The organism is Nocardia sp. NPDC047648 (genome assembly GCF_040642815.1).
Classification (GTDB): Bacteria; Actinomycetota; Actinomycetes; order Mycobacteriales; family Mycobacteriaceae; genus Nocardia; species Nocardia gamkensis.
In genome coordinates this window covers 91,519-117,200 of sequence record NZ_JBEYSX010000001.1, presented here as the reverse complement: position 1 = coordinate 117,200, position 25,682 = coordinate 91,519, and the positions used below count along the sequence as shown (strand labels likewise).

Sequence of the window (25,682 nt, the reverse complement as noted above, 5' to 3'; positions counted from 1 at the left end):
ATACGGGCGCGCGGCTGCTCCGCCGCGCGGGCGGTGTCATCGCCGCATTGCTCGAAACGAGATTCGAAACGCCCGGCCTCCGTGCGGAGCTGGGAGGTTTGATACCACTAGACTGACCCGAGCTGCTGTCAGATAGCTTGTCCCGCCAGAGTGTCGATGCTTCACGGTGGATTAAAAAGTTCTGTTTTCAGATTTTGAGACGACTGAAATGCCGACAAACGGGAGGTGTGGAAGTCGCCGTAGATGTCCGATTCAGTGCCGGACACCGGCGGATCGAGCTACCCGCGAAACCTGAACGGCGCGGCGCAGAGCAGGGGTGGCGCCGCTTCGAAGTAGACGAAGTGCATACAAAGCCAGATTTCGGATGCGGTGGGCCGACGTCCTTCCGTCGTGCCTTCGCGCGTCCGGGTATGAATAAGGGGTCATGCGATGAATCTGAAGTCAGACGGAACCGCCGACGGCGATCAGGGGCTGATTCCGCTCTCGAGTGCGCAGTACGGTATGTGGCTCGCGGACCATATGCCCGGTGGACCGGCTGTCAACATCGCACACTGCGTCGAGATCAAGGGCCCGGTGGACCACGACGTGTTCACGCGGGCGGTGAACGACGGCGGGCACGAAACCGAGTCCCTCGTGGTGCGCGTGGTCGAATCCGACGGTCGGCCGTATCAATTCGTCGACCGCAGCATCATCTACGACGCACCGGTGCTGGACTTCAGCGATGCGGAGGATCCGGTCGCGGCGGCGATGGAATGGATGCGCCGCGACTACAACACCAAGGCAGTCGACCTCGGCCGCGACCGGCTCACCGAGACGAGGCTCATCCGGGTCGGTGCGGACCACTACTTCTGGTACGGCCGCGCGCACCATCTGGTGATCGACGGGTACGGCGCCTTCAACAGCCTGACCCGGATGGCCGAGCACTACAACGCGTTGCTGGAGGGCAGGCCTCCGACGCGGCTGGACGCGGCGAGCCTGCGCGACATCGTCGAAGCGGAGCGTGCCTATCGCGCCAGTTCGCGCTACGAGGCGGACAAGACATTCTGGCTGAACAAGGTTTCCGACCTGCCCACGCCGGTCAGCCTGTCCGGCCGCACGGCCCGTTTCGGCAAGGTCGACCGCGTGGCCGGCTTGCAGCTGCCCGCGCACCTGTCCGACCGGCTCGACCGTTTCGCCGACGAGGTGAACGCCTCGGCCGCGCAGGTGGTGATCGCCGCGTTCGCCGCCTTCCTCGCCCGGATGACCGGCACCGAGGACGTCGCGCTGTCGCTGCCGGTGACCGCCCGTGTGACCAAGCGCCTGCGCAACGCCGCCGCGATGCTGGCGAACATGGTGCCGATTCGTTTCGCCGTGCACCACTCGACCACCGTGGAGGAACTGGTCCGCGCCTCGGTGTCGGAGATCGTCTCGGCGATGCGCCACCAGCTGTACCGGTTCGAGGACCTGCGCCGCGACTCGGCCGCGATCGACTCCGCCGCGAATTCGTTCGGCCCCATCGTGAACATCCTGTTCTTCGACTCCGAGATCCGGCTCGGCTCGGCCGTCGGCCGCTACCGCGCACTGACCTCCGGCGCGCTCGACGACCTCCAGCTCAACCTGTACCGCTCGGGCGCGGACGCCCCGTTGCTGATCGAGCTGCACGGCAATCCGAACCTCTACGGGCAGGACGAACTCGAGTCGCACGCCGACCGGTTCCTCGATTTCCTGCACCGGATGATGGACTCGCCCCTGGACACCCGCATCGGTGACCTCCAGCTCGTCGGACCCGCCGAGGAACTGCGCATCGTCGAGGAACTCGCAGGCCACGACGGCGAATCTCCCTCCGCCACACTGGTGGAACTGCTGACCGAACAGGCGGCGGCCACGCCCTCCGCGGTGGCGGTGACCTCGGACGCCACCTCGCTCACCTACCGCGAACTCGACGAACGATCCGATCGGTTCGCCCGCGGGCTCATCGCGCTCGGCGCGGGGCCGGAATCGTTGGTGGCCATCGCGATGCCACGGGACGCGGATCTGATCGTCGCCGTGCTCGGGGTGCTCAAATCGGGCGCCGGGTACCTTCCGCTGGACACCGCCCATCCGGCCGAACGGCTCGAATACGTACTGGGCGACGCGAACCCGATCGCGGTGGTGACGAAGCGAAGCATGCGCGAACAGGTACCGGGCGATCCCGGCCGCGTCGTACTGTTCGACGACCTCCTCGCCGCGGAGCAGGCCGCGGACCCGATCAGCGATGCGGATCGGACCGGCTTGCTGCGCCCCGACCACCTCGCCTACGTCATCTACACGTCCGGATCGACCGGCCGGCCGAAGGGCGTTTCCATCACCCACCGCGCCGTGTCCACCTATCTGGTGAACTCGTGCGCCGAGATCGGCATCCGGTCCGACGATGTCTGGACGTTGTTCCACTCCTTCGCCTTCGACTACTCGGTCTGGGAGATCTTCGGTGCGCTGATCACCGGCGGCCGGATCGTCGTCGTGGACAGCCTCACCTCCCGATCGCCGGACGACATGGTGCGTCTGGCGGCGCGCGAACGGGTCACGGTCTTCAGCCAGACACCCTCGGCGTTCTACCAATTCGCGGCCGCCCGACAGCGCTACGCGCACGCCGGGGAGCCCGACGGCGAGTTGTCGCTGCGGCTGGTCGTCCTCTCGGGTGAAGCTCTCGATCCGGCCGCGCTGGCCGACTGGTACGAGCACAACCCGAATCTGCCGATCCTGGCCAACAGCTACGGAATCACCGAGACCACCGTCTTCGTCACCTACACCGACCTCACACCGGACATCGCCGTTCCGGGCGCACCGAGCACGGTCGGCCCGGCGTTGCCGGGATTGCGCACATATGTCCTGGACGAGCGCTTGCGTCCGTGCCCGCTCGGCGCCTGGGGCGAAATCTACGTCGCGGGCGCACAACTCGCTCGCGGCTACCTCCGGCGACCGGCGCTGAGCGCGGCACGTTTCGTCGCGAATCCGTTCGGGCTGCCGGGAGAGCGCCTCTACCGCAGCGGTGACGTGGCGCGCTGGAATCACAAGGGCGAGCTGGAATACCGCGGCCGCGCCGACCAGCAGGTGCAGTTGCGCGGGTTCCGGATCGAGCTGGACGAGATCCGCAACGCGCTGCTGGGCCATGACAGCGTCGCCACGGCGGTCGTCGTCGTGCATCTGGCGGGCACCGAGGCCGCCCGGCTGGTCGGCTACGTCGTACCCGCGGTCGGCGCGAGCTGCGATCCGGACGCCCTGCGCACGCACGTCGCCGGGATGCTGCCGGAATACATGGTGCCGTCGAGCGTCGTCGTGCTCGACGCGGTGCCACTGACCGTGAACGGCAAGGTGGACTACCGGGCGCTGCCCGAGCCGGTCTTCGATTCGGCCGCCGCGTACGTCGCGCCGCGCACGGTGGTCGAGGAGTCGATCGCGGACGTCTTCGCGGAGGTTCTCGGCACCGACCGGGTGGGCGTGTTCGACAGCTTCTTCGAACTCGGCGGCAACTCGATCACCGCGACCAGCGCGGCCGTGCGCATCGCGGAGGTGACCCGGTGCGACGTGTCGGTCCGCGATCTGTTCGTCAAGCAGACCGTCGCCGAACTCGCCGCGCACCTCGAGGACGGTAGCCGCTCCGGCAGGCCCGTGCTGCGCGCGGCAGCCAGGCCCGAGCCCATCCCGCTGGCGCCGGCGCAGAACAGGATGTGGCTGGTCAATCAGACCGACCCGGCCTCGGCCGCCTACAACATCCCGCTGATCGTGCAACTGACCGGACGTCTCGACACCGCGGCGCTGCAAGCGGCGCTGACCGACGTGATCGATCGGCACGAATCGCTGCGCACCGTCTACCCCGCCGTGAACGGCGAGGGGATCCAGGTCGTGCTGCCCGCCGAAGAGGTCGTCGCCGGTCTCGACCTGACCCCGCGGCCGACCGATCCGGACGACATCGAGCAGCGGATCCGCGAGCTGGCCTCGGTCGGAACCGATCTGCGCGAACGCGCCCCGATCCGGGTGGCGCTGCTGGCCACGACCGATCGCTCGCGACATGTCCTGGCCGTGGTCCTGCACCACATCTGCTGTGACGGATCCTCGCTGCGGCCGCTCGCGGTCGATGTCGCCGTCGCCTACGAGGCGAGGGTGCAGGGGAAGAAGCCGGACTGGGAACCCTTGAGCGTCCAATACGCCGACTACAGCGTCTGGCATCACAGCCTGCTCGGCGACCCGGACGATCCGGAGTCGCGAGCCGCCCACCAGCTGCGGTATTGGTCGCAGCGATTGGCGGGCATGCCGCCGGTCCTGGAGCTGCCCGCCGACCGTCCGCGCCCGGCGCGCCAATCCATGCGCGGCGACGTCGCGGATACGGTGATCCCCGCCGAGACCTTCGCCGGAATCGAGCGGCTGGCCCGCGCGGCCAACGTCACGACGTTCATGGTGGTTCACGCCGCGCTGGCCGTGCTGCTGGCGCGGATGGCGGGTTCGGCGGACATCACCATCGGCACGCCGGTCGCCGGCCGCGGCGAGCGTGCGCTCGAGCCGCTCATCGGCATGTTCGTCAACACCGTGCCGCTGCGCACCGAGGTGTCCTTCGAGGAGTCGTTCACCGAGTTCCTGGCGCGGGTCAAGGACATCGACGTCGATGCCTTCGCCAACAGCGACCTGCCCTACGAGCGTGTCGTGGACGAACTGCATCCGAAGCGGTCGATGGCGTACGCGCCGCTGTGCCAGGTGTATCTGGCGTTCGAGAACATGGACCGGGCGAGCCTGGAGCTGTCCGAGCTCACCGTCGAGCTGCTGGATCCCGGCGCCGAACCGGCGAAAGTCGACATCATCGTCACCGTCGCCGAGAACACCGCGGCGGGTGGCGATGTCGCGCTGCGCATCAACTACGCCACGGACCTGTTCGACCGGGAGACCGTCGAAGAACTCGCCGAGCGGCTGAACCGGATGCTCGACGCGTTCGTGTCGAATCCCCGGGCCCGGGTCGGCGAAGTGGATCTGTTGTCCGGTGTCGAGCGGCTGGGATTGGTCCCGGCCTCCGGTGGTCGCGCCGAGAAGCCCCGGGTGCTTGCGGATGTGCTGCTGGTCGGTGATCGCACCGCGCCGGCCGTGGTGGCGGGTGCTCGGGTGCTCTCCTACGGGGAGCTGGACGAGTGGTCGAATCGTCTCGCGCGAGTACTGATCGACTGGGGCGTCGGGCCGGGAGACCAGGTCGCGCTGGCGATGGGGCGGTCGGTGGAGTTCGTGGTCGGTGTGTGGGCGGTGGCGCGTGCCGGTGCCGCGTTCGTCCCGGTGGACCCGCGTTACCCGGGCGAGCGGGTGGCGCACATGGTCGCGGACTCGAATGTGGAGGTCGCCCTCACCGTCGAGGCCTCGAGCACCCTGCTTCCCGGTCATGTGCGGCAATTGATCCTCGACCATCCGGGCACCGAGGCGTTCGTCGCGACGCAGTCCCCGGCCCCGGTGACCGACGCCGATCGCGTGCGCGCCTGCCGGATCGCCGACGCGGCCTACGTGGTGTACACCTCGGGCTCGACCGGCAAGCCGAAGGGCGTGGCGGTCACGCACGAGGGCCTGGCGAATTTCGCGATCGAGCAGCGTGAGCGCTATCGCGTCGATCGCAGGTCGCGCGTGTTGCAGGTGGCCGCGCCCGGCTTCGACGCGGTGATGCTGGAGCTGCTGATGGCGCACGCGAACGGCGCGCTGCTCGTCGTGTCGCCGCCGGAGGTGTTCGCCGGGGCGCAGCTGGCGGAATTGATTCGTGCCCAAGAGGTCTCGCACGCGTTCGTGACGCCCAGCGTGCTGGCGACGATGTCGCCCGCCGGTCTCGATTCGCTGCAGGTGCTGGTGGCCGGCGGGGAAGCAGTGTCGGCCGAGACGGTCGCGGTATGGGCGCCGGGGCGGCGGCTGCACAACGGGTACGGGCCCACCGAGACCACCATCATGGTCGCGATCAGTGATCCGCTGTGCGTCGGCGACCCGGTCACCATCGGTGGCCCGATCCGCGGCGTCGACGCGGTGGTGCTGGACGAACGGCTGCGGCCCGTCCCGGTCGGGGTGACCGGTCAGCTGTACGTCTCGGGCGTGCAGTTGTCGCGCGGGTATCTCAACCGGCCCGCGTCCACGGCCGCCACGTTCGTGGCCAACCCGTACGGGCCCGCGGGCACCCGCATGTACGGCACCGGCGACCTGGCGCGCTGGACCACCGATCACACTCTGGAATACCTGGGGCGCACCGACTTCCAGGTGAAGATCCGCGGCCAGCGCATCGAACTCGGCGAGATCGAAGCCATCCTCGCCGGACATCCGAGCGTCGCGGCGGCCGTCGTGGTGGGCGTGCAGGCCGAGAGCGGATCACGGTTGGCGGCGTACGTCGTGCCCGCGTGCGGCGCCGTCGAGACCGCAGAGCTGACGAAGTACGCGGCACAACGCCTGCCGTCGCACATGGTCCCGGACACGGTCATGGTGCTCGACACCCTGCCGCTGTCGTCGGTGGGCAAGGTCGATCGCGCCGCACTGCCGGAACCGGAATTCGCCCCCGCCGTGGAGTTCGTCGCGCCGCGCAACGCGACCGAGCAGATCGTCGCCGACATCTGCGCGGGCGTGCTGGGCATCGACCGCGTCGGCGTGCTCGACAGCTTCTTCGATCTCGGCGGCAACTCGCTGTCGGCCACCCGCGCGGCGGCGCAGCTCAGCGGCGCGTTCGGGGTCGAGGTGCCGCTGCGCGCCATCTTCGAGACGCCGACCATCGGTGCGCTGGCCGAGCGCCTGCGCAGTGCCGACACCGCGACCCGGGTGCCGCTCGTGCCGCAGGAGCGCCCGGAGCGGATCCCGCTGTCGCCCGCTCAGGCCCGCATGTGGTTCCTCAACCAGTTCGACACGAGTTCGCCGGTCTACAACATTCCGCTGGTCGTGCGGATGTCGGGTGACCTCGACGTGGCCGCGATGCACGCGGCCGTCGCGGACGTGCTGGAACGGCACGAGGCGCTGCGCACCGTCTACCCGGACAGCGACAGCGGGCCGCATCAGGTGATCGTCCCGGTGGAAACGGCGCTGCCGCCGCTGACACCGGTGCCGGTCGCGGCCGGTGAGGTCGAGGCGCGCGTGGCAGCCGAGGTCACGGTGGGCTTCGACGTCACCACCGAGGTTCCGTTCCGGGTCGCGTTGCTGCGCAGCGCACCCGGCGACCATGCCTTGGTGCTCGTCGTCCATCACATCAGCTTCGACGGGTCCTCGCTCGCGCCGCTGGCCGCGGACCTGATGACCGCCTACCGGGCCCGGGTCGGGCGCCGGGCGCCGCAGTGGGCGCCGTTGCCGGTGCAGTACGCCGATTACGCGCTGTGGCAACGGAAGATGCTGGGCAACGAGGACGATCCGCACAGCCCGACCGTCGCCCAGACGCGCTACTGGCTCGCGGCCCTCGCCGACCTGCCCGAGGTGCTGGATCTGCCGACCGACCGTCCGCGGCCGGCGAAGCAGTCGTTCCGCGGCGCGACGGTCTCGGCCGTGCTGCCCGCGGATCTGCATCGTGCGGTGGTCGCCTTGGCCCGCCGTCACGACGCGACGGTCTTCATGGTGATGCACGCGGCCTACGCGGCGTTGCTGGCGCGGCTGTCCGGCACCGGGGACATCGCGGTCGGCACACCGATCGCCGGTCGTGGCGAGCCGGGGTTGGACGGCCTGGTCGGCATGTTCGTCAACACGCTGGTGTTGCGGACCTACATCGCGCCCGGCGCGTCCTTCGTCCGGATCCTGGATCAGGTCAGGGCCACCGACCTCGCAGCGTTCGAGAACGCCGACATCCCGTTCGAGCGCCTGGTCGAGGTGCTCAATCCGCCGCGCTCCACGGCACACGCGCCGCTGACCCAGGTGGGCTTCTCGTTCCAGAACATCGAGATCCCCACGGTGCGGTTCGAGGGCCTGACGGTCTCGGCGCAGATGGCCGATCCGAGCGTGGCGAAGTACGACCTGCACCTGAATCTGGTCGACGCCTTGGAGCCGGATGGCGAACCGGGCGATATGGCAGTCGAATTCGGCTATGCGACAGATCTTTTCGACGAGGCGACGGTCGCGGCGATGTTCGACCGCTACCTGCTGCTGCTGCGCGCGATCGTCCTCGATCCCACTCGCGCCATCGGCGACATCGATCTGCTGACCGAGCAGGAGGCGCTGCGGATCGCGCAGCGGTCGAGCGGTGCGGCCACGCGGGCTCCGGCGGTGACGGTCGCGGACTTGTTCGCCGTGCAGGTCGCCCTGACTCCGGAACACCCGGCGGTGATCGACGCCGTGAGCGGGGCGCGGCTGGACTACCGGCAATTCGGCGTGCGGGTGAATTCCCTGGCCCGGGCGCTGATCCGGCGCGGGGCAGGCCCGGAGACCGTGGTGGCGGTGGCGATGCGCCGCTCGGTGGATCTGCTGGCCACGCTGTACGCCATCCACGCGGCGGGGGCGGCCTACTTGCCGCTGGATCCGGACCACCCGGCCGACCGGGTGCGTGCCGTCCTCTCCGCCGCGCGGCCGATCGCGGTGCTCACCCGTCCGGACGACCGGGCGAGTCTGCCCACCGGCGTGCCGGTCTGGGCGCTCGGCGACCTCGAGGCCGAGCACTCGGACGGATCGGCGCTGACCGATGCCGACCGGACGCGGCCGCTGCGCCCGGAGGATCTGGCCTACGTCATCTACACCTCCGGTTCGACGGGTGTGCCCAAGGGCGTGGCCGTCCCGCACGCGGCGGTGGTGAACCAGTTGCGCTGGATGCGCGAGCACTACCGCCTCGGCGGCGACGACGTCATGCTGCTGCGCACGCCCGTGACGTTCGACCTGTCGGTGTGGGAGCTGTTCTGCGCGCCGACCTGTGGCGCGGCGCTGGTCGTCGCCGGTCCCGACGCGCAGAGCGATCCGCGTGAGGTTGCCCGGCTGCTGGCCGAGTTCGGGGTGACCACGGTGGATTTCGTGCCGTCGTTGCTCTCGGCGTTCCTCGAGGTGGCCGCCCCGCGGCAGTTCCCGGCCCTGCGGCGTGTGTTGTGCATCGGGGAGGCGCTCCCGGCCGAAACGGTTCGCCGTTTCCGGGAATTCAGCGATGCCCGCATCGACAACCTGTACGGCCCGACGGAGGCGGCGGTCAGCGTCACCGCGCATCGGATCGACACGGTCGAGGGCGTGGCCGTACCGATCGGCGTGCCCGAGGCGAATGTGACCGTGCACGTGCTGGATTCGCGGTTGCATCCGGTGCCGGTGGGCGTCACCGGTGAGCTGTATCTGGGCGGTGTCCAGCTGGCTCGCGGCTACCACGACCGTCCGGGCCCGACCGCGGCGACGTTCGTCGCCGATCCCTTCGGCGGCGCGGACGGCGCGCGCCTCTACCGCACCGGCGACCTCGTTCGCTGGGCCGAGGCCGGCGACCTGCGCTACGTCGGCCGCGCCGACACCCAGGTGAAGGTGCGCGGCCTGCGCATCGAACTCGGCGACATCGAAGCCGCGCTGATCGCGCACGAGCAGGTGCACGCGGCGGTCGCACAGGTACGCGCCGACGGCGGCGAGCAGCGGCTGGTCGTCTACGTGGTCGCGGACGCGGCGCTCGACGTACGGCAGGTCCGTGGCTTCCTGCTGGATCGGCTGCCCGCCTACATGGTGCCGTCGTCGGTGACCCGGATCGACTCGATTCCGCTCAACGCCAACGGCAAGGTGGACTACCGGGCATTGCCCGAGCCGGACCCTGGTGTCCAGGAGTCCGAGTTCCGTGCGCCCCGGGGCCTGGTGGAACAGGCGATCGCCGCGGTCTTCGCGGAACTGTTCGACCGGCCCGAGATCGGCGCGGACGACAATTTCTTCGAGCTGGGCGGCAACTCGCTGGTCGCGACGCGCGCGCTGAGCCGGATCGGCGACGTCGTGGACGTGACCATTCCGGTGCGCGCGATCTTCGAGTCCCCGACCGTGGCCGGTCTGGCCGAGCGGATCGCTCGGTTGCGCGCGGTCCCGAGTCTTCCGGCGCCGACCGCGGCCCCGCGGCCGGACCGTATCCCGCTGTCGCACGCGCAGACCCGGATGTGGTTCCTCAACCAGTTCGATCCGGCGGCCCCCGGATACATTGTGCCGCTGGCGATTCGATTGGAGGGAGAGCTCGATCCGGCGGCCTTGACGGCCGCTGTCGGCGATGTCGTCGAGCGGCACGAGAGCCTGCGCACCATGTACCCGGCGGTCGACGGTACGCCCACCCAGGTCGTGCTGAACGCCGAGGACGTGCTGGCGACGTGCGACCTCACCCCGCAGGCGGTGGGCGAGCGGGAACTGCCGCACCGGCTGGCCGAGTTCTGCGGCACCGGATTCGACGTCGCCGCGGGCGTGCCACTGCGCGTGGCGCTGTACCAGTTGTCCGACCAGGCGTGGACGCTGGCGCTGGCCGCCCACCACATCGCCTGCGACGGCTTCTCGGTGGCTCCGCTGGCCGCCGACCTGGTGACGGCGTATCGAGCGCGCTCCGGTGGTGCCGCGCCGGACTGGGCGCCGCTGCCCGTGCAATTCGCCGACTACGCCCTGTGGCAGCGTGCGGTCCTCGGCTCGGCGGAGGACCCGGACTCGTACGTGGCCCGCGACATCGCCTACTGGCGAGCACAACTCGCGGGTGTGCCCGATCTGCTCGAGTTGCCCACCGACCGGCCGAGGCCGCTCGAACAGTCCCAGCGCGGCGCGGTGCTCCAGGTGCCCATCCCCGGGGAACTGCAAGGCCGGGTGGAAGCGCTGGCGCGGCGGTCGGGGGCCACCACGTTCATGGTGGTGCACGCGGCCCTGGCGGTGCTGCTGTCGCGGCTGTCGGGCAGCGACGACGTCACCGTCGGCGTGCCGCACGCGGGACGCGGCGACCGGTCGCTGGACGGCATGGTCGGAATGTTCGTCAACACCTTGGTGATGCGGACGCCGATTACGCTCGACCAGACCTTCGCGAGCCTGCTGGACCAGGTACGGCGCACCGACATCGAGGCGTTCGACCACGCCACCGTGCCGTTCGAGCAACTGGTGGACGCGCTGAACCCGGTGCGCTCGACCGCGCACACGCCGCTGTTCCAGGTGCTGCTGGCCTACCAGAACATGGCGCGGGCTCGCGTCGAGCTGCCGGGGCTGATCGTGGAGAACGTGGACCCGGGTGACAGCGCGGCGATCTACGACCTGCTGCTGATGGTGAGCGAAAGCCACGGCACGCACAACGAGCCGACCGGCATGACGCTGCGCCTGACCTACGCCACCGACCTCTTCGACGAGGACACGGTGCGGCGCTTCGCCGACCGATTCGTCGGAGTGCTCGACGCCGCGGCTCGAGACGCCGAGGCCACCGTCGGCGAGATCGGGTTGCTCGACGAGGCGGAGCGGTCCCGGGTGCTGGAACGGTGGAACGACACCGGAGGCTCCGCCGCACCCGGCCGTACGCTCGTCGATGTCTTCGACGAACAGGTCGCGCGCACCCCGGACAACACGGCGCTGCGACTTCCGGACGGTAGTACCTCGACCTACCGGGAGTTCGACGCACGGGTCAACCAGCTGGCCCGATGGCTCATCGCACGCGGCGCCGGGCCGGAAACGATCGTGGCGGTGGCCATTCGCCGGTCGGCCGAACTCGTCACGGCTGTCTACGCGGTGGTGAAGGCCGGCGCGGCGTTCCTGCCCATCGACCCGGATCACCCGAGCGCACGGATCGCGCACGTGCTGGGCGCGGCCCGTCCGCTGCTGGTGCTGACGACCGCGGCCGATGGCGGCGACCTGCCGGAGGGTTTCGAGTACGCGCCGATCGACCGGCTCGACGTGACCGATCTGTCCGGCGACCGCATCACCGACGCGCAGCGGCGCACACCGCTGCGGCCGAACCATCTGGCCTACGTGCTGTTCACCTCCGGGTCCACCGGTGTCCCCAAGGGCGTGGCCCTGACCCATGCCGCCACCGTGAGCCAGTTGGCGTGGGCGCAGCGGCAGTGGCCGCACGGAACCTCCGACGCCGTGCTGTACAAGACGCCGATCACGTTCGACATCGCCGTGTGGGAGCTGTTCTGGCCGTTGCAGACCGGTGCGCACATCGTCGTCGCCGAACCGGACGGACATCGCGACCCCGCGTACCTGGCGGACGTCATCGCGCGGCACGAGATCACCACCGTTCACTTCGTGCCGTCGATGCTCGATGTCCTGCTCGAATCCGCGGGCGTCGCCGAACTGCCCTCGATCCGGCAGGTGTTCGTCGCGGGTGAGGCGCTGGCACAACGCACGGTCGACGCCGCGGCGCACGTCTTCACGCGGGCGGAGGTGGTGAACTGGTACGGGCCCGCGGAGGCGGAGGTGGTCACCGCCCAGCGGTGCGCGCCGCGGGCGACGACCGCCGCGACGGTGCCGATCGGAGCGCCTGCCGCGGGCATGAAGGTCTACGTCCTGGATTCGCGGTTGCGGCCGGTGCCTGTCGGCGTGGTCGGTGAGCTGTACGTCGCGGGCGTCCAGTTGGCGCGCGGCTACCACGCGCGCGCCGGACTCACCTGCGCCGCGTTCGTCGCGAACCCGTTCGGTGCGGCGGGGGAGCGGCTGTACCGAACGGGTGACCTGGTTCGCTGGCGCAAGAGCGGCGAGTTGGAGTATCTGGGCCGCAGCGACTTCCAGGTGAAGGTGCGCGGTCAGCGGGTGGAGCCCGGTGACATCGAAGCCGCGCTGCGCGCGATTCCGCAGGTGGCGCGCGCGGTGGCGATCGTGACCACCGAACGCATCGTCGGATACGTGACCTCGGTTCCCGGCGCGGTGATCGACGGCCGCGCGATCCGCGAACAGCTGACCCGCACACTGCCGTCCTACTTGGTGCCGGACGGTGTGCAGGTGCTGGAGGCGATGCCGCTCACCGCCAACGGCAAGCTCGACCGGTCGGCGCTGCCCCGGCCGGTGTTCGACGACGGCGCAACGTTCGTCTCGCCGCGCACCGACGCCGAGGCGGTGCTGGCGCGCCTGGTCGCCGAACTCACCGGCGCGGACCGGGTGAGCGTGACGGCGAACCTCTTCGAGATCGGCGTGAACTCGCTCTCGGCCGCCCAGCTCGCGGCGCGGGCCCAGGCAGCCGTCGGTGTCGACGTCGGCATCCGGGATGTGTTCGACGCGCCGACGATCGCCGCTCTGGCCGAACGGATTTCGACGCGGACCCGGTCCACCGTGGTTCCGCTGACGGCGCGGCAACGTCTCGGCGCGGTCCCGTTGGCGGCGGCGCAACGGCGGATCTGGTTCCTCAACCAGTTCGACACCGCCTCGGCGGCCTACAACATCTGCTTCGCGGCCCGGCTGACCGGCTCGCTGGACACCGATGCGCTGCGGGCGGCGTTCCTCGACGTGGTGACCAGGCACGAGCCGCTGCGGACGGTGTATCCGCTCGTGGACGGCGAACCCTGCCAGGTCGTGCGGGATGTCGCGGCGATCGGCGCGGACGTGACGTTCGCACCGGAGCCGGTCGACGGCGAGACCGAACTGGCCGACCGCATCCGGGAAGACGTCGAAGCGGGATTCGACATCACGGAGTCGGCGCCCGTGCGGGCGCGGCTGTATCGCAGCGCGCCCGACGCGCACGTGCTGGTGGTCGTGGTCCATCACATCGCGGCCGACGGCGCGTCGATGGCTCCGCTGGCCCGCGACGTGTTCGCCGCCTACCGGGCGCGGGTGAGCGGCCACGCGCCGCGGTGGGAACCGCTGGAGGTGCAGTACGCCGACTACGCGATGTGGCAGCAGGAGTCGCTCGGTTCGGAGGACGACCCGTCGTCGCTGATCGCGCGGCAGATCGGTTACTGGACCGACGCTCTCGACGGTTCCCCGGAGCTGCTGGCCCTGCCGACGGACCGGCCGCGCCCGGCCACCATCTCCACCACGGGCGGCAACATCCGGTTCGAGATGCCGGCGCGGCTGCACGACGAGATCGTGCGGCTGGCCCACCGCGAGGGCGTCACCGTGTTCGTCGTCCTGCACGCGGCGCTGGCGATCCTGCTGGCGCGCACCGCGCACAGCGACGACATCTCGGTCGGCACCCCGGTCGCCGGTCGCGGCAGGCCGGAACTCGACGATCTGGTCGGCATGTTCGTCAACACGGTCGTGCTGCGCACGCGGATCGATGACGACCGGTCGTTCCGGGAACTGCTCGCCGAGGTGCGCGACGTGGACCTGGAAGCGCTCGCCCACGCCGACCTGCCCTACGAACGGCTGGTCGACGTCATCGGCCGTCCGCGTTCCACGGCGTATTCGCCGCTGTTCCAAGTGATGTTCGGGTTGCAGAACACCCGGGCGGCCCGGTTCGAGCTGCCCGGCATCGGGGTCGAGGTGCTCGACCCCGGTATCGCGCAGGCCAAGGCCGACCTCACCGTGCTGGTGACCGAACGCCGCGAGGGCGATCGGCCCGCCGGGATCGACGGTGAGATCATCTACGCCACTGATCTTTTCGTCGAGTCGACAGCGCATTCGCTGGCCGAGCGGTTCGTCCGGGTCCTCGAGGCGGTCACTTCCGAGCCGGCGCGGCCGATCGGGCGCATAGGTCTGCTTGGCGCCGCCGACACCGAACGCCTGGTACCTGCGCGTGGCGGCGACGGCACACGGCCTTGCTCGCTGCCGGACCTGCTGGCCACGGCCGTTGCCACGGCTCCGTCGGCGGTGGCCCTGATCGGGGACACCGGAACCCTCACCTACGCCGAACTCGACCGCAGGGCCAACCGGCTCGCCCGCCATCTGATCGGCCGAGGCGCGGGACCGGGCGTGTTCGTGGCGCTGGCGGTGCCGCGATCGGTCGACTATCACGTCGCCATGTGGGCGATCGCGAAGACCGGCGCCACTTTCGTTCCGGTGGATCTGCGCTACCCCGTCGAGCGGATCGCGCACATGGTCGATGATTCCGGTGTCGCCATCGGCATCACGCTCGCGTCCGCGCGCGCGTCGCTGCCGGACGGCGTGCGCTGGTCGACGCTCGACGATTCCCGCACGGCCGACGAGATCGCGGCACAATCCGACCGGCCGGTGACCGACGTGGACCGCGGACGTGCTCTGCGGATCGAGGATGCCGCCTACCTGATCTACACATCCGGTTCGACGGGAACGCCCAAGGGTGTGATGGTCACGCACGCGGGGTTGGCGAACTTCGCGGCCGAGCAGCGTGATCGCTATCGGGTCGACGGGTCCTCCCGCGTTCTGCAAGTAGCGGCGCCCGCCTTCGACGCGGTGCTGCTGGAAGCGTTGATGGCGCACGCCGCGTGCGCGACGTTGGTCGTCTCGCCGCCGGAGGTGTTCGGCGGCCCGGACCTGGCCGAGTTGATCCGCACGCATCGGGTGACGCACGCCTTCCTGACGCCGAGTGTGCTGGCGACCATGTCGCCCGCCGGTCTCGAGTCGGTGCGGATGCTCGCGGTCGGCGGGGAGATGGTGCCCGCGGAGCTGATCGCCACCTGGGCACCGGGACGGCGGTTGCACAACATCTACGGCCCCACCGAGACCACGATCGTGATCACGATGAGCGATCCGGTGCGGCCCGGCGATCCGATCGCGATCGGCGGCCCGATCCGGGGCGCGGAGGCACTGGTGCTGGACGCGCGCTTGCGCCCGGTGCCGGTCGGGGTCGCGGGGGAGCTGTACCTTTCGGGGGCGCAGCTGGCGCGCGGCTACCTCGGGCGGCGTGCGGTGACGGCCGGTGCGTTCGTCGCGAACCCCTACGGCGGGCCGGGTGCGCGGATGTACCGCACCGGCGATATCGTCCGCTGGACCGCGCAGTGCACCCTGGAGTACGTCGGCCGCAGCGATTTCCAGATCAAGATCCGTGGCCAGCGCATCGAACTCGGCGAGATCGACGCCGCGCTGCTCACACATCCCGAGGTGGCCGCGGCGGTCACGGTCAGCCGTACCGGACCGAGCGGGCAGCCGCTGCTGGCCGCGTACATCGTGACCGAGGCCGCAACGGCCGTCGACCCGGACGCCGTGCTCGACCACGTCGCTTCGGTACTGCCCGCGCACATGGTGCCGTCGGTGGTCACCGTGCTCGACCGCATGCCGATCACCTCGACGGGCAAGGTGGATCGGAAAGCTCTGCCGGAACCGGTTTTCCGAGCCGCCGTGGACGACGCGGCAGAGGCGTCGACGGAGGTGGAGCGCATCGTCGCGGCCGCGTTCGCGGACGTTCTCGGGATCGAGTCGGTCGGCGTCACCACCTCGTTCTTCACCCTCGGCGGCGATTCCATCCTGTCCATCCAGCTGGCTTCGCGGTTGAAGTCGGCGGGTGTCATCGTGACGGCGCGCGACATCTTCGAGCACAAGACCGTCCGGGGGCTGGCGCGGGTCGCCGCGGCCGCCGAACGGGTCTCGCTCGCGGAGTTGCCGGGCGGCGGCGTGGGCGAGGTCCCGTTCACCCCGGTGGTCTCCTGGTTCACCGAGCGTCTCGGCGCCGCCCCGCGGTTCGCTCAGTCGATGCTGGTGCGCTTGCCGCGCGACGCGCGAGTCGACGACGTGACCGCGACGGTGCGGGCAGTGCTCGAACAGCACGACATGCTGCGCGCCCGGCTGCGCGAACAATGCCTGGAGGTGCCGCCGCGCAGCGCCGCGGACGCCGCGAGCGCGGTGTTCACGCGCACCTTCCGCGCCGAGGAGACGCCGGGCAGCGAAGGTTTCACCGCGTTGGTGGAAGCGGCGCTGGGCGAGGCGTCCGACCGTCTCGATCCGGCCGCGGGCCGGATGGTGCAGGTGGTGTGCCTGCTGCCCGAACCCGGTGTGGACGCCGAAGCGCGCGCCCTCGTCGTCGTCCATCACCTGGCGGTCGACGGTGTGTCGTGGCGGATCCTGATTCCCGACTTCGCGACCGCCTGGCAGCAGGTCACGCGGGGACGCGCGGTGGAATTGCCCGCACAGGGCACCTCCATGCGCCGGTGGGCGCACGCCCTGGCCGACGTCGCAGCGACCCGCGCCGAGGAGTTCGAACTGTGGCACCGGATGGGCGCTGCCCCCGATCCGCTGCTCGGCAGCGCGGTGCTCGACCCCGCCCGCGACACCCACTCGACCGTGCGGCATCTGACGGTGTCCCTCCCGGTGGAGGTCACCGCGGCGTTGCTCGACGCGGTGCCGAGGGCCGCGCACGGCAGCGTCGACGACGCGTTGCTGGCCGGTCTGGCGATGGCGACCACACGCTGGCGGCACCGGCGCGGTATCACGCACGCGGGTGTGAAGGTCCTGCTGGAAGGGCACGGCCGCGCGGAGCAGATCGCCGAGGGCGCGGACGTGTCCCGCACGGTGGGGTGGTTCACCAATACCTACCCGGTGGCGCTCGACCTGAGCGGTGTCGAACCGGACGATCCGCGTGCCGCGGTGAAGTCCGTGAAAGAGCAGTTGCGCCGAATCCCGGACAAGGGAATCGGTTACGGTCTGCTGCGCTACCTGCACGCGGGTACGTCCGATCGGCTCGCGGCACTGCCGGAGCCGCAGATCAGCTTCAACAACCTCGGCCGGGTCGGCGTCGATCTGACGACGCTGTCGGACCTCGCGTGGATTCCCACCGACGAGCCGTTCGACCGGCGGCGCGCCTTCGATCCGGACATGCCCGCGGCGGCGGCGGTCACGATCGACGTGAACATCGTGGACACCGAGGCGGGACCGCGACTGTCGGCGCATGTCGGCTACGCGTCCCGGTTGCTCGAGCACGCCGACGTGGCCGAACTCGTCGACGCCTGGGCCGACGCGGTGACCGGGATCGCCATGGCGGCCCGCGACGACGAGGACTGGGGCTTCTCACCCGCCGACGTTCCGCTCGTCGCGGTCACGCAGGCGGACCTGGACACGTTCGCCGGGCGCTACGGGTCCCTCGGCGATGTCTGGTCGCTGGCTCCGCTGCAGGCGGGCCTGCTGTTCCACGCCGAACTCGCCGCCGGTGATCTCGACGTCTACACGGCGCAATCGACACTCGCCCTCGCCGGCGTGATCGATGAGGCTCGGCTCGAGCGGTCCGCGGCGGCCTTGCTGGAGCGTCATCCCAACCTGCGCGCCGCCTTCGTCCGAACGGCCGACGGCATTCCGGCGCAGGTGATTCCGGCGGCCGCGGTGGTGCGCTGGCGACGGGTCGATCTGCGCGACGGCACGACGACACCGGAGGAACTGATCGAGGCCGAGCGGGCGGTCCCGTTCGATCCCGCCGATCCGCCGCTGCTGCGGTTCCTGCTCATCGCCGTGGCGCCGCAGGACTTCCGGCTCGTGCTGACGGCACACCACCTGCTGCTGGACGGCTGGTCGTTGCCGTTGCTGTGGCGCGAGCTGATCGGCCTGTACGCGGTGAGCGCGCGCGCCGAACTGCTGCCCGCCGCGGCGTCGTACCGCGGTTATCTGGAATGGCTGGATCGGCGCGAACCGTCCGCCGGTATCGAGGCGTGGCGCGAAGCCCTCGTCGAATTCACCGAACCCACGGTGGTCGCCGATGCGCGCACGCACACGACGGTCGGCATCCCGGTCGACCTGGCGGTGGTCCTGGATCAGGCCGCCACCACCGAACTGGTGGAATTCGCCCGGACCAGGGCGGTGACCATGGCGACGATCGTGCAGTTCGCCTGGGCGGTGGTCCTGGGCAACCTGCTCGGCGTCGAGCGCGTGGTGTTCGGCGGCACGGTCTCCGGACGCCCCGCCGACCTGCCCGGCGTGGAATCGATGATCGGCTTGTTCATCAATACGATTCCGGTGCCCGTGCACGTCCCGCGGGCTTCGACCATCGAGGACGCGTTGCGTCGGTTGCAGGCCGACAACACCCGCCTGCTCGATCATCACGACGTCGAGCTGTCCCGGATCCTGTCGGCCGCAGGCGCTGCCCAGTTGTTCGACACCCTGGTCGTCTTCGAGTCGTACCCGGTCGACAGCAGCGGCCTGGGCGACGCGGACATCGACGGCATGCGGGTGGTCGCGGCGGACGGCAGCGATGCCGCGCACTACCCGATCACCGTGCAGGCCCACCAGACCGACCGGCTGCACGTCATGATCCGCTACCAGCGGGCACGCGTGGACGACCGGACGGCCGCGGGGCTGGCCGCCCGCTTGGAGACCGTGCTGCGCGCCGTCACGAGCGATCCGCGGGCGCGGCTGGACGGGCTCGACCTGTTGTCCGCGGCCGAGCGCCGTGATCTGGTGCCGGCCAGCGGCGGCCGCGCCGAATCGCCCCGGGTGCTGGCGGAGTTGCTGACCGCCGGTGCGGCGGTGGATCCGCAAGCGGCGGCGGTGGTATCGAACGAGTGCACGATGTCCTACGCCGAGCTGGACGGCTGGTCGAACCGTGTCGCGCGCGAGCTGATCGACTGGGGTGTCGGGCCGGGCGACCAGGTGGCGTTGGCGATGGCGCGGTCGGTGGATCTCGTGGTCGGCATGTGGGCGGTGGCCAAGACCGGCGCCGCGTTCCTGCCGGTGGATCCTCGGAATCCGGCAGAACGCGTCGGGCACATGGTCGCCGACTCGCAGGTGCGGGTCGCGCTCACGGCGGGCGCGTCGCGAGAGCTGGTACCCGACCCGGTCCGGCGGCTGGTGCTCGACGATCCCGAAACCCGGAAGGCGATCGAGGCACGGTCCTCGGCCGCGGTGACGGACCGGGACAGGGTGCGCAAGCCGCATCATCGCGACACGGCCTACGTGCTGTACACCTCGGGCTCGACCGGCACGCCGAAGGGCGTCGCCGTCACGCACGAGGGACTGGCCAATTTCGCCGCCGTGCAACGTGATCGCTTCGGCGTGGACACCCGGTCGCGGGTGCTGAACGCGTCCGCTCCCGGCTTCGACGTGGTGGTCCTCGAGCTGCTGCTGGCCCATGCCAGCGGCGCGGTGCTCGTGGTGCCGCCGCCGGACGTCTTCGGTGGCCCGGAACTGGCGGAATTCATTCGTGCGCAGAGTGTCTCGCACTCGTTCATGACGCCGAGCGTGCTGTCGACGATGGACCCGAAGGGGTTGGATTCCCTCCGCGTGCTGATGGCGGGCGGTGAGGCGGTGACACCGGAGATCGTCACGCAGTGGTCGCCGGGACGGCGACTGCTGAACGGATACGGTCCGACCGAGACGACGATTCTGGCCGGTATCAGTGCTCCGCTGTCTCCCGGCGAAACCGTCACGATCGGTGGCCCGATCCGCGGGGTCGAGGCCGTGGTGCTGGACGCGTGGCTGCGACCGGTGCCGGTCGGCGTGGTCGGCGAGCTGTATCTCGCCGGAGTGCAACTGGCCCGCGGATACGTGAACCGGCCGGTGGCGACATCGGGTGCGTTCGTGGCGAATCCGTTCGGCGCGCCGGGGTCACGCATGTACCGCACCGGAGACCTGGCTCGCTGGACCCCGGAACACACCGTGGAATACCTCGGCCGCGGCGACTTCCAGGTCAAGATCCGCGGTCAACGCATCGAGCTCGGTGAGATCGAAGCCGTTCTCGCCGGACAGCCCGGTGTGGAACACGCGGTGGTCGTGCTGCGCAAAGACGAGCGCGGCGTCGGCAGGCTCGTCGGCTACCTGGTCGGCTCCGAGGACCTGGATCCGGACGATGTCCGGGCCGCGGCTCGGCTGCGGCTGCCCGCGCACATGGTGCCCGACCTGTGCATGGTGCTCGCCGAATTCCCGCTCACCCGCACCGGGAAGCTCGATCGCCTGGCGCTTCCCGCACCGGAGTTCTCGGCCGCGCGGACCTGGACCGCTCCGCGGACCGACACCGAACGGCAGGTCGCGGAGGTCTTCGGCAACGTCCTCGGCACCGACCGGGTCGGAGCCACCGACAGCTTCTTCGACCTCGGCGGCAACTCGCTGTCGGCGACGCGGGTGACCGCCCAGTTGGGGACCGCGCTCGGAGTGAGCGTCGGCGTTCGCGACCTGTTCGAAGCGCCGACGGTCGCCGAACTCGCGGCCCGTCTGGACAACTCCGAGCGGACGGTCCGGGTGCCGCTGGTGGCGCGCACCCGCCCGGCGCTGGTGCCGTTGTCGCTGGCACAGCAGCGGATGTGGTTCCTCAACCAGCTCGACACCTCCGTCGGCGCGTACAACATCCCGCTGGTGATCCGGCTGACGGGCGAACTCGACATCGACGCGCTGCGCCGTGCGTGCGAGCTGGTCATCGAGCGGCACGAGTCCCTGCGGACCAAGTTCCCCATCACCGACGGGACGCCACACCAGGTCGCGGTCCCCGCCCGAGAGGTCCCGGCCGGGCTGACCGCCGTCCCGGTCGGGGCTGAGCGGCTGATGGAGCGCGTGCTCGCCACCGTTTCGGCGAGCTTCGACGTGACGCAGGCGCCGCCGCTGCGCATGGAATTGCTCCGGCTCGGCGACCACGAGCACGAGCACGTCCTGGTGATCGCCGTGCACCACATCTGCGCCGACGGGCAGTCCATGCTGCCGCTCGCGCGGGACGTGGCGGTGGCCTACCAGGCGAGCAAGCAAGGGACGGAACCGATCTGGCCCGCCCTCGCGGTCCAGTACGCGGACTACACGCTGTGGCAGCGCGACGTACTCGGTGACGAGCACGATCCCGGCTCGATCATGTCCCAGCAGCTGCGCTTCTGGAAGGACACGCTCGGCGGGCTGCCCGAACTGCTCGAGTTGCCCACCGACCTGCCGCGCCCGCCGGTTGCGTCCATGCGCGGCCGGACCGTCGATTTCGAGATCCCCGCTTCGCTGCGGGAGCGCATCGGCGCGGTGGCGCGCACGGCGAACGCGACGGTGTTCATGGTGATGCACGCCGCGCTGACCGTCCTGCTGTCGCGGCTGGCCGGGGTCGGCGACGTCGCGGTGGGCACCCCGGTGGCCGGACGCGGGGAGCGTGAACTCGATGATCTGATCGGCATGTTCGTCAACACCCTCGTGCTCCGGTCGCGGGTGTCGCCGCACCAGTCGTTCGCCGATCTGCTCGCGGCGACCCGCGACACCGATCTGGCGGCGTTCGCGCATGCCGACGTGCCCTTCGAGCAAGTGGTGGAGGCGCTCAATCCACCCAGGTCCACCGCGCACCTGCCGCTGTACCAGGTGACCCTCGATGTCCAGAACCTGAGCGAGGCGGCGTTGAAGCTGCCCGGGCTCACCGTCGAACCGGTCGAGAACGGATTCGAACCGGCGCAGGCCGACCTGAATCTGAACCTGGCCGAACGCCCCGGCGGCGACGGGCAGCCGGACGGCATGCGGGGACGGCTGACCTACGCGACCGACCTGTTCGTCGAGGAGACGATGACCCGGTTCGCGCAGTCCTACGTGCGGATCCTGGAGGAGGTGACCGCTGATCCCGCGATCGCGGTCGGGGACATCGACCTCGCGGGCCCGGCGCAGCGCCGCGAACTGCTCGACGCCGCCGGTAGCGCCGGCGCCGCGGTGGCGGACACGACGCTCGCCGAGCTGTTCACCGTCCAGGCCGTCGCGCGACCGGACGCGATCGCCGTGACCGACGGGGCGTCGCAGCTGACCTACGCGGAGCTGGATCGGCGTGCCGCCGCGGTGGCCGCCCGGCTCATCGAGCACGGAGTGCGTCCGGAATCGCTGGTGGCCGTGGCCTTGCCACGCACGGTCGACCTGGTGGTGGGCCTGCTCGGCGTCCTGCGCGCCGGCGCGGGATATCTGCCGCTGGATGTGGCGTATCCGACGGAGCGCCTGCGATTCGTGCTCGACGACGCTCGTCCGGCCGCGGTGCTCACTTCGGCGGGCATGTCCGCGGCGGTGCCGGAGTGCGCCGCACCGGTACTGCTCGTCGAGGATTGCGCGGACGCTTCCGATCCGGCGGTGGTATCGGGTGCGCGGCCGGGCAACGTCGCCTACGTGATCTACACGTCGGGATCGACGGGCCGCCCGAAGGGCGTGACGGTCAGCCATCGGGAAGCGGTCACCCTGTTCACCAACGCGGCCGAGCGATTCGACCTCGGGCCCGACGACGTGTGGACGATGTTCCATTCCTACGCCTTCGATTTCGCGGTGTGGGAGATCTGGGGCGCGCTGCTGTCCGGCGGCAAGGTGGTCGTGGTGGATTACGACACCTCCAGGTCGCCGGAGACGTTCGTGGAGGTGGTGGCCCGGGAGGGCGTGACAGTGCTGAGCCAGACCCCCTCGGCGTTCTACGGATTCGCCGAGGCCGAGCGCCGATATCGCGAATCCGGTTGTCCCGCAGGGGATCTCGCTCTGCGGTATGTCGTCTTCGGTGGCGAGGCGCTGGACGCCGCCCGGCTGGAGGACTGGTTCGCCGCGCATGCGCCGGGATCGCCGCGGCTGGTCAACATGTACGGCATCACCGAGACGACCGTGCACGTGACGTTCTGCGAGGTCACGCGGACGAGCGCGGCCGGAATCGGCGCTGCGCTCCCCGGGCTGCGGGTGTACGTCCTCGACGACCGGCTGCGTCCGGCGCCGATCGGCGTCGCCGGCGAGATCTACGTGGCCGGTGGCCAGCTCTCGCGAGGTTATCTGAGAGCAGCGGCGCTGACCGCGGGCCGATTCGTGGCCAACCCGTTCGATCCGGACGGCACCCGGCTCTACCGTTCCGGGGACGTGGGGAGGTGGCGGAAGTCCGCCAGCGGCCTTGAACTGGTGTACGCGGGCCGGGCCGACGCGCAGGTGCAGTTGCGCGGCTTCCGCATCGAACTCGGCGAGGTGGAATCGGCGCTGCTGCGCCACCCGCTCGTCACCCAGGCCGCGGTCACGGTGCACCGGCACGATCGCGGCGTGGACCAGCTGATCGGCTACGTCGTGGGCGTGGACGGCGTGCGGATCGATCCGGCCGAGGTCCGCGAGACCGCCGCTCGGGTGCTGACCGGCTACATGGTGCCCGCGGCGATCATGGTGTTGCCCGCGCTGCCCTTGACGGTCAACGGCAAACTCGATCGAAAGGCGTTGCCCGCTCCCGAGTTCGAGGACTCGACGTCCGCGTTCGTGGCGCCCCGGACGCACACCGAGAAAGTGATCGGCGAGGTCTACGCGCAGGTCCTGGGCGTCCAGCGGGTCGGGATCACCGACGGTTTCTTCGATCTCGGCGGTAACTCGCTGCTGGCGACGATGGTGGTGACCGAATTGCGCACCCGCGGCGTGACGATCCAGCTGCCGTGGATGTTCGACGACGCGACGCCGCGAGCGCTGGCGGCCAGGGCCGACGGCACGGCAGGCGGCTCGGGGCTGCAAGTGTTGCTGCCGCTGCGCGCGCACGGCCGGAAGCCCGCGGTGTTCGCGGTACACCCCGCCGGCGGGCTGGCCTGGTTCTACGGCGGCGTGGTCGAACACCTGCAGAAGGACCGGCCGGTCTACGGCTTGCAGGATCCGCATGTCGTAGCGGGCGAACCAGGTGCGAACTCCGTCGACGAATTGGCGGAACGCTATGTGGCCGAGATACGCCGAGTGCAACCGAGCGGACCGTATCACCTGCTCGGGTGGTCGCTGGGCGGCGCGATCGCGCACGCCGTCGCGGTCCGGCTCCAGCGCGCGGGTCAGCAGGTCGGCATGCTGGCCATGATGGACAGCGCCGTGGGCGACTCCGAGGCGCTGGCCGCGTCGATGAGTGCCACCGCGAACGAGCCCGCGCCGGGTGAGTTGATGGCCGATCTGCTCGGCGGCTGGCGTGAGCTGTTCGATCTCGGCGCCGACGTCGCGGCGGACACCCATGAGCAGGCCTGGGCGGTGATCCGCGCCCAGGTGGCCGCCACCGGGATGTTCACCGCAGAACAGGTCGACCGGGTGATGGAGAGTTTCGAGACCGCCACCGCCATCGCCCAGCAGTACCGGCCGGACGTCTTCGACGGCGACCTGGTCTTCTTCACCGCAGGCAAGGACCGCGCCGACCACGACGCCGCCGTGCGGACGTGGCGGCCGTTCGTCACCGGCGACCTGCGCAACACGGTCGTCGACGCACGACATCTCGAATTGACCCATTCGCACGCACTGGCCGTCATCGGCCCGATCCTCGAAAGGTTCTTGAACGAATGCTGAAGACTCTCGACCAACTCCAGCAACTCCGGCTCGAGGACGGCAGGACGGTGGCCTGCACCAGTCCGGCCGAGGCGCGGATGTTGTGGAGCGAGATGTCGACCGACGGTTTCTATCGGCTAGCCGCCGTGCTCCTGCGACCGGGGGACATCGCACTCGATATCGGGGCGAACATCGGCCTGAGCGCGATGATGTTCGCCGACACCTGTCCCGGAGTCCGGGTGATCGCCGCGGAGCCCGCCCCGGCGACCTTCGACTGCCTGCAGCGCAATATGGCCGCGCACGTGCCGGACGGCGTGCCGCTGCAAGTCGCGGTCGCCGCGGCGCCCGGCACTGCGCCGTTCACCTGGTACCCGCGGGCCTCGGCGAATTCCGGTCTCTACGCCGACCGGCAAGCCGACGACGAAGCCACCGAGATCTACCTGCGCAACAGCGGACTGAACGACGAGGCGATCGCGCTCATCACCGCGGGGCTGCACGACGGTGAGCACATGGAGGTCGAGGTCACCACCGTCTCGGCGATACTCGCCGAGCACGGCCCGAACGCGGAGGTCGGCTTGCTGAAGATCGACGTCGAGCGAGCGGAGCTGGACGTGCTGCTCGGCATAGCGGAGGCGGACTGGCGACGTATCCGCGCCGTCGTCGCGGAAGTGCACGACCGGGACGATCGCCTGGCGCGGTGCTGTGAATTGCTCGGCAGGCACGGGCTGTTCGCACGAACCCGGCAGGACCCGAGCCTGCGCGGAACGGAGTTGCACGAGATCTACGCCATCCGGCCGGAGACCGTCTGA

2 protein-coding genes are annotated in these 25,682 nt (G+C 70.3%); both read left to right on the top strand.

Annotation, left to right across the window (positions count from 1 at the left end):
- Window positions 1-429: 429 nt before the first annotated feature.
- On the top strand, window positions 430-24,894 hold the full coding sequence (locus tag ABZ803_RS00410; RefSeq protein ID WP_357030748.1) for a non-ribosomal peptide synthase/polyketide synthase: 24,465 nt from the start codon (window positions 430-432) through the stop codon (window positions 24,892-24,894).
- Window positions 24,888-25,682 (top strand): FkbM family methyltransferase, encoded by a 795-nt coding sequence (locus ABZ803_RS00405; protein ID WP_357030745.1) that lies wholly within the window; start codon window positions 24,888-24,890, stop codon window positions 25,680-25,682. The genes ABZ803_RS00410 and ABZ803_RS00405 overlap by 7 nt, the downstream gene beginning before the upstream one ends.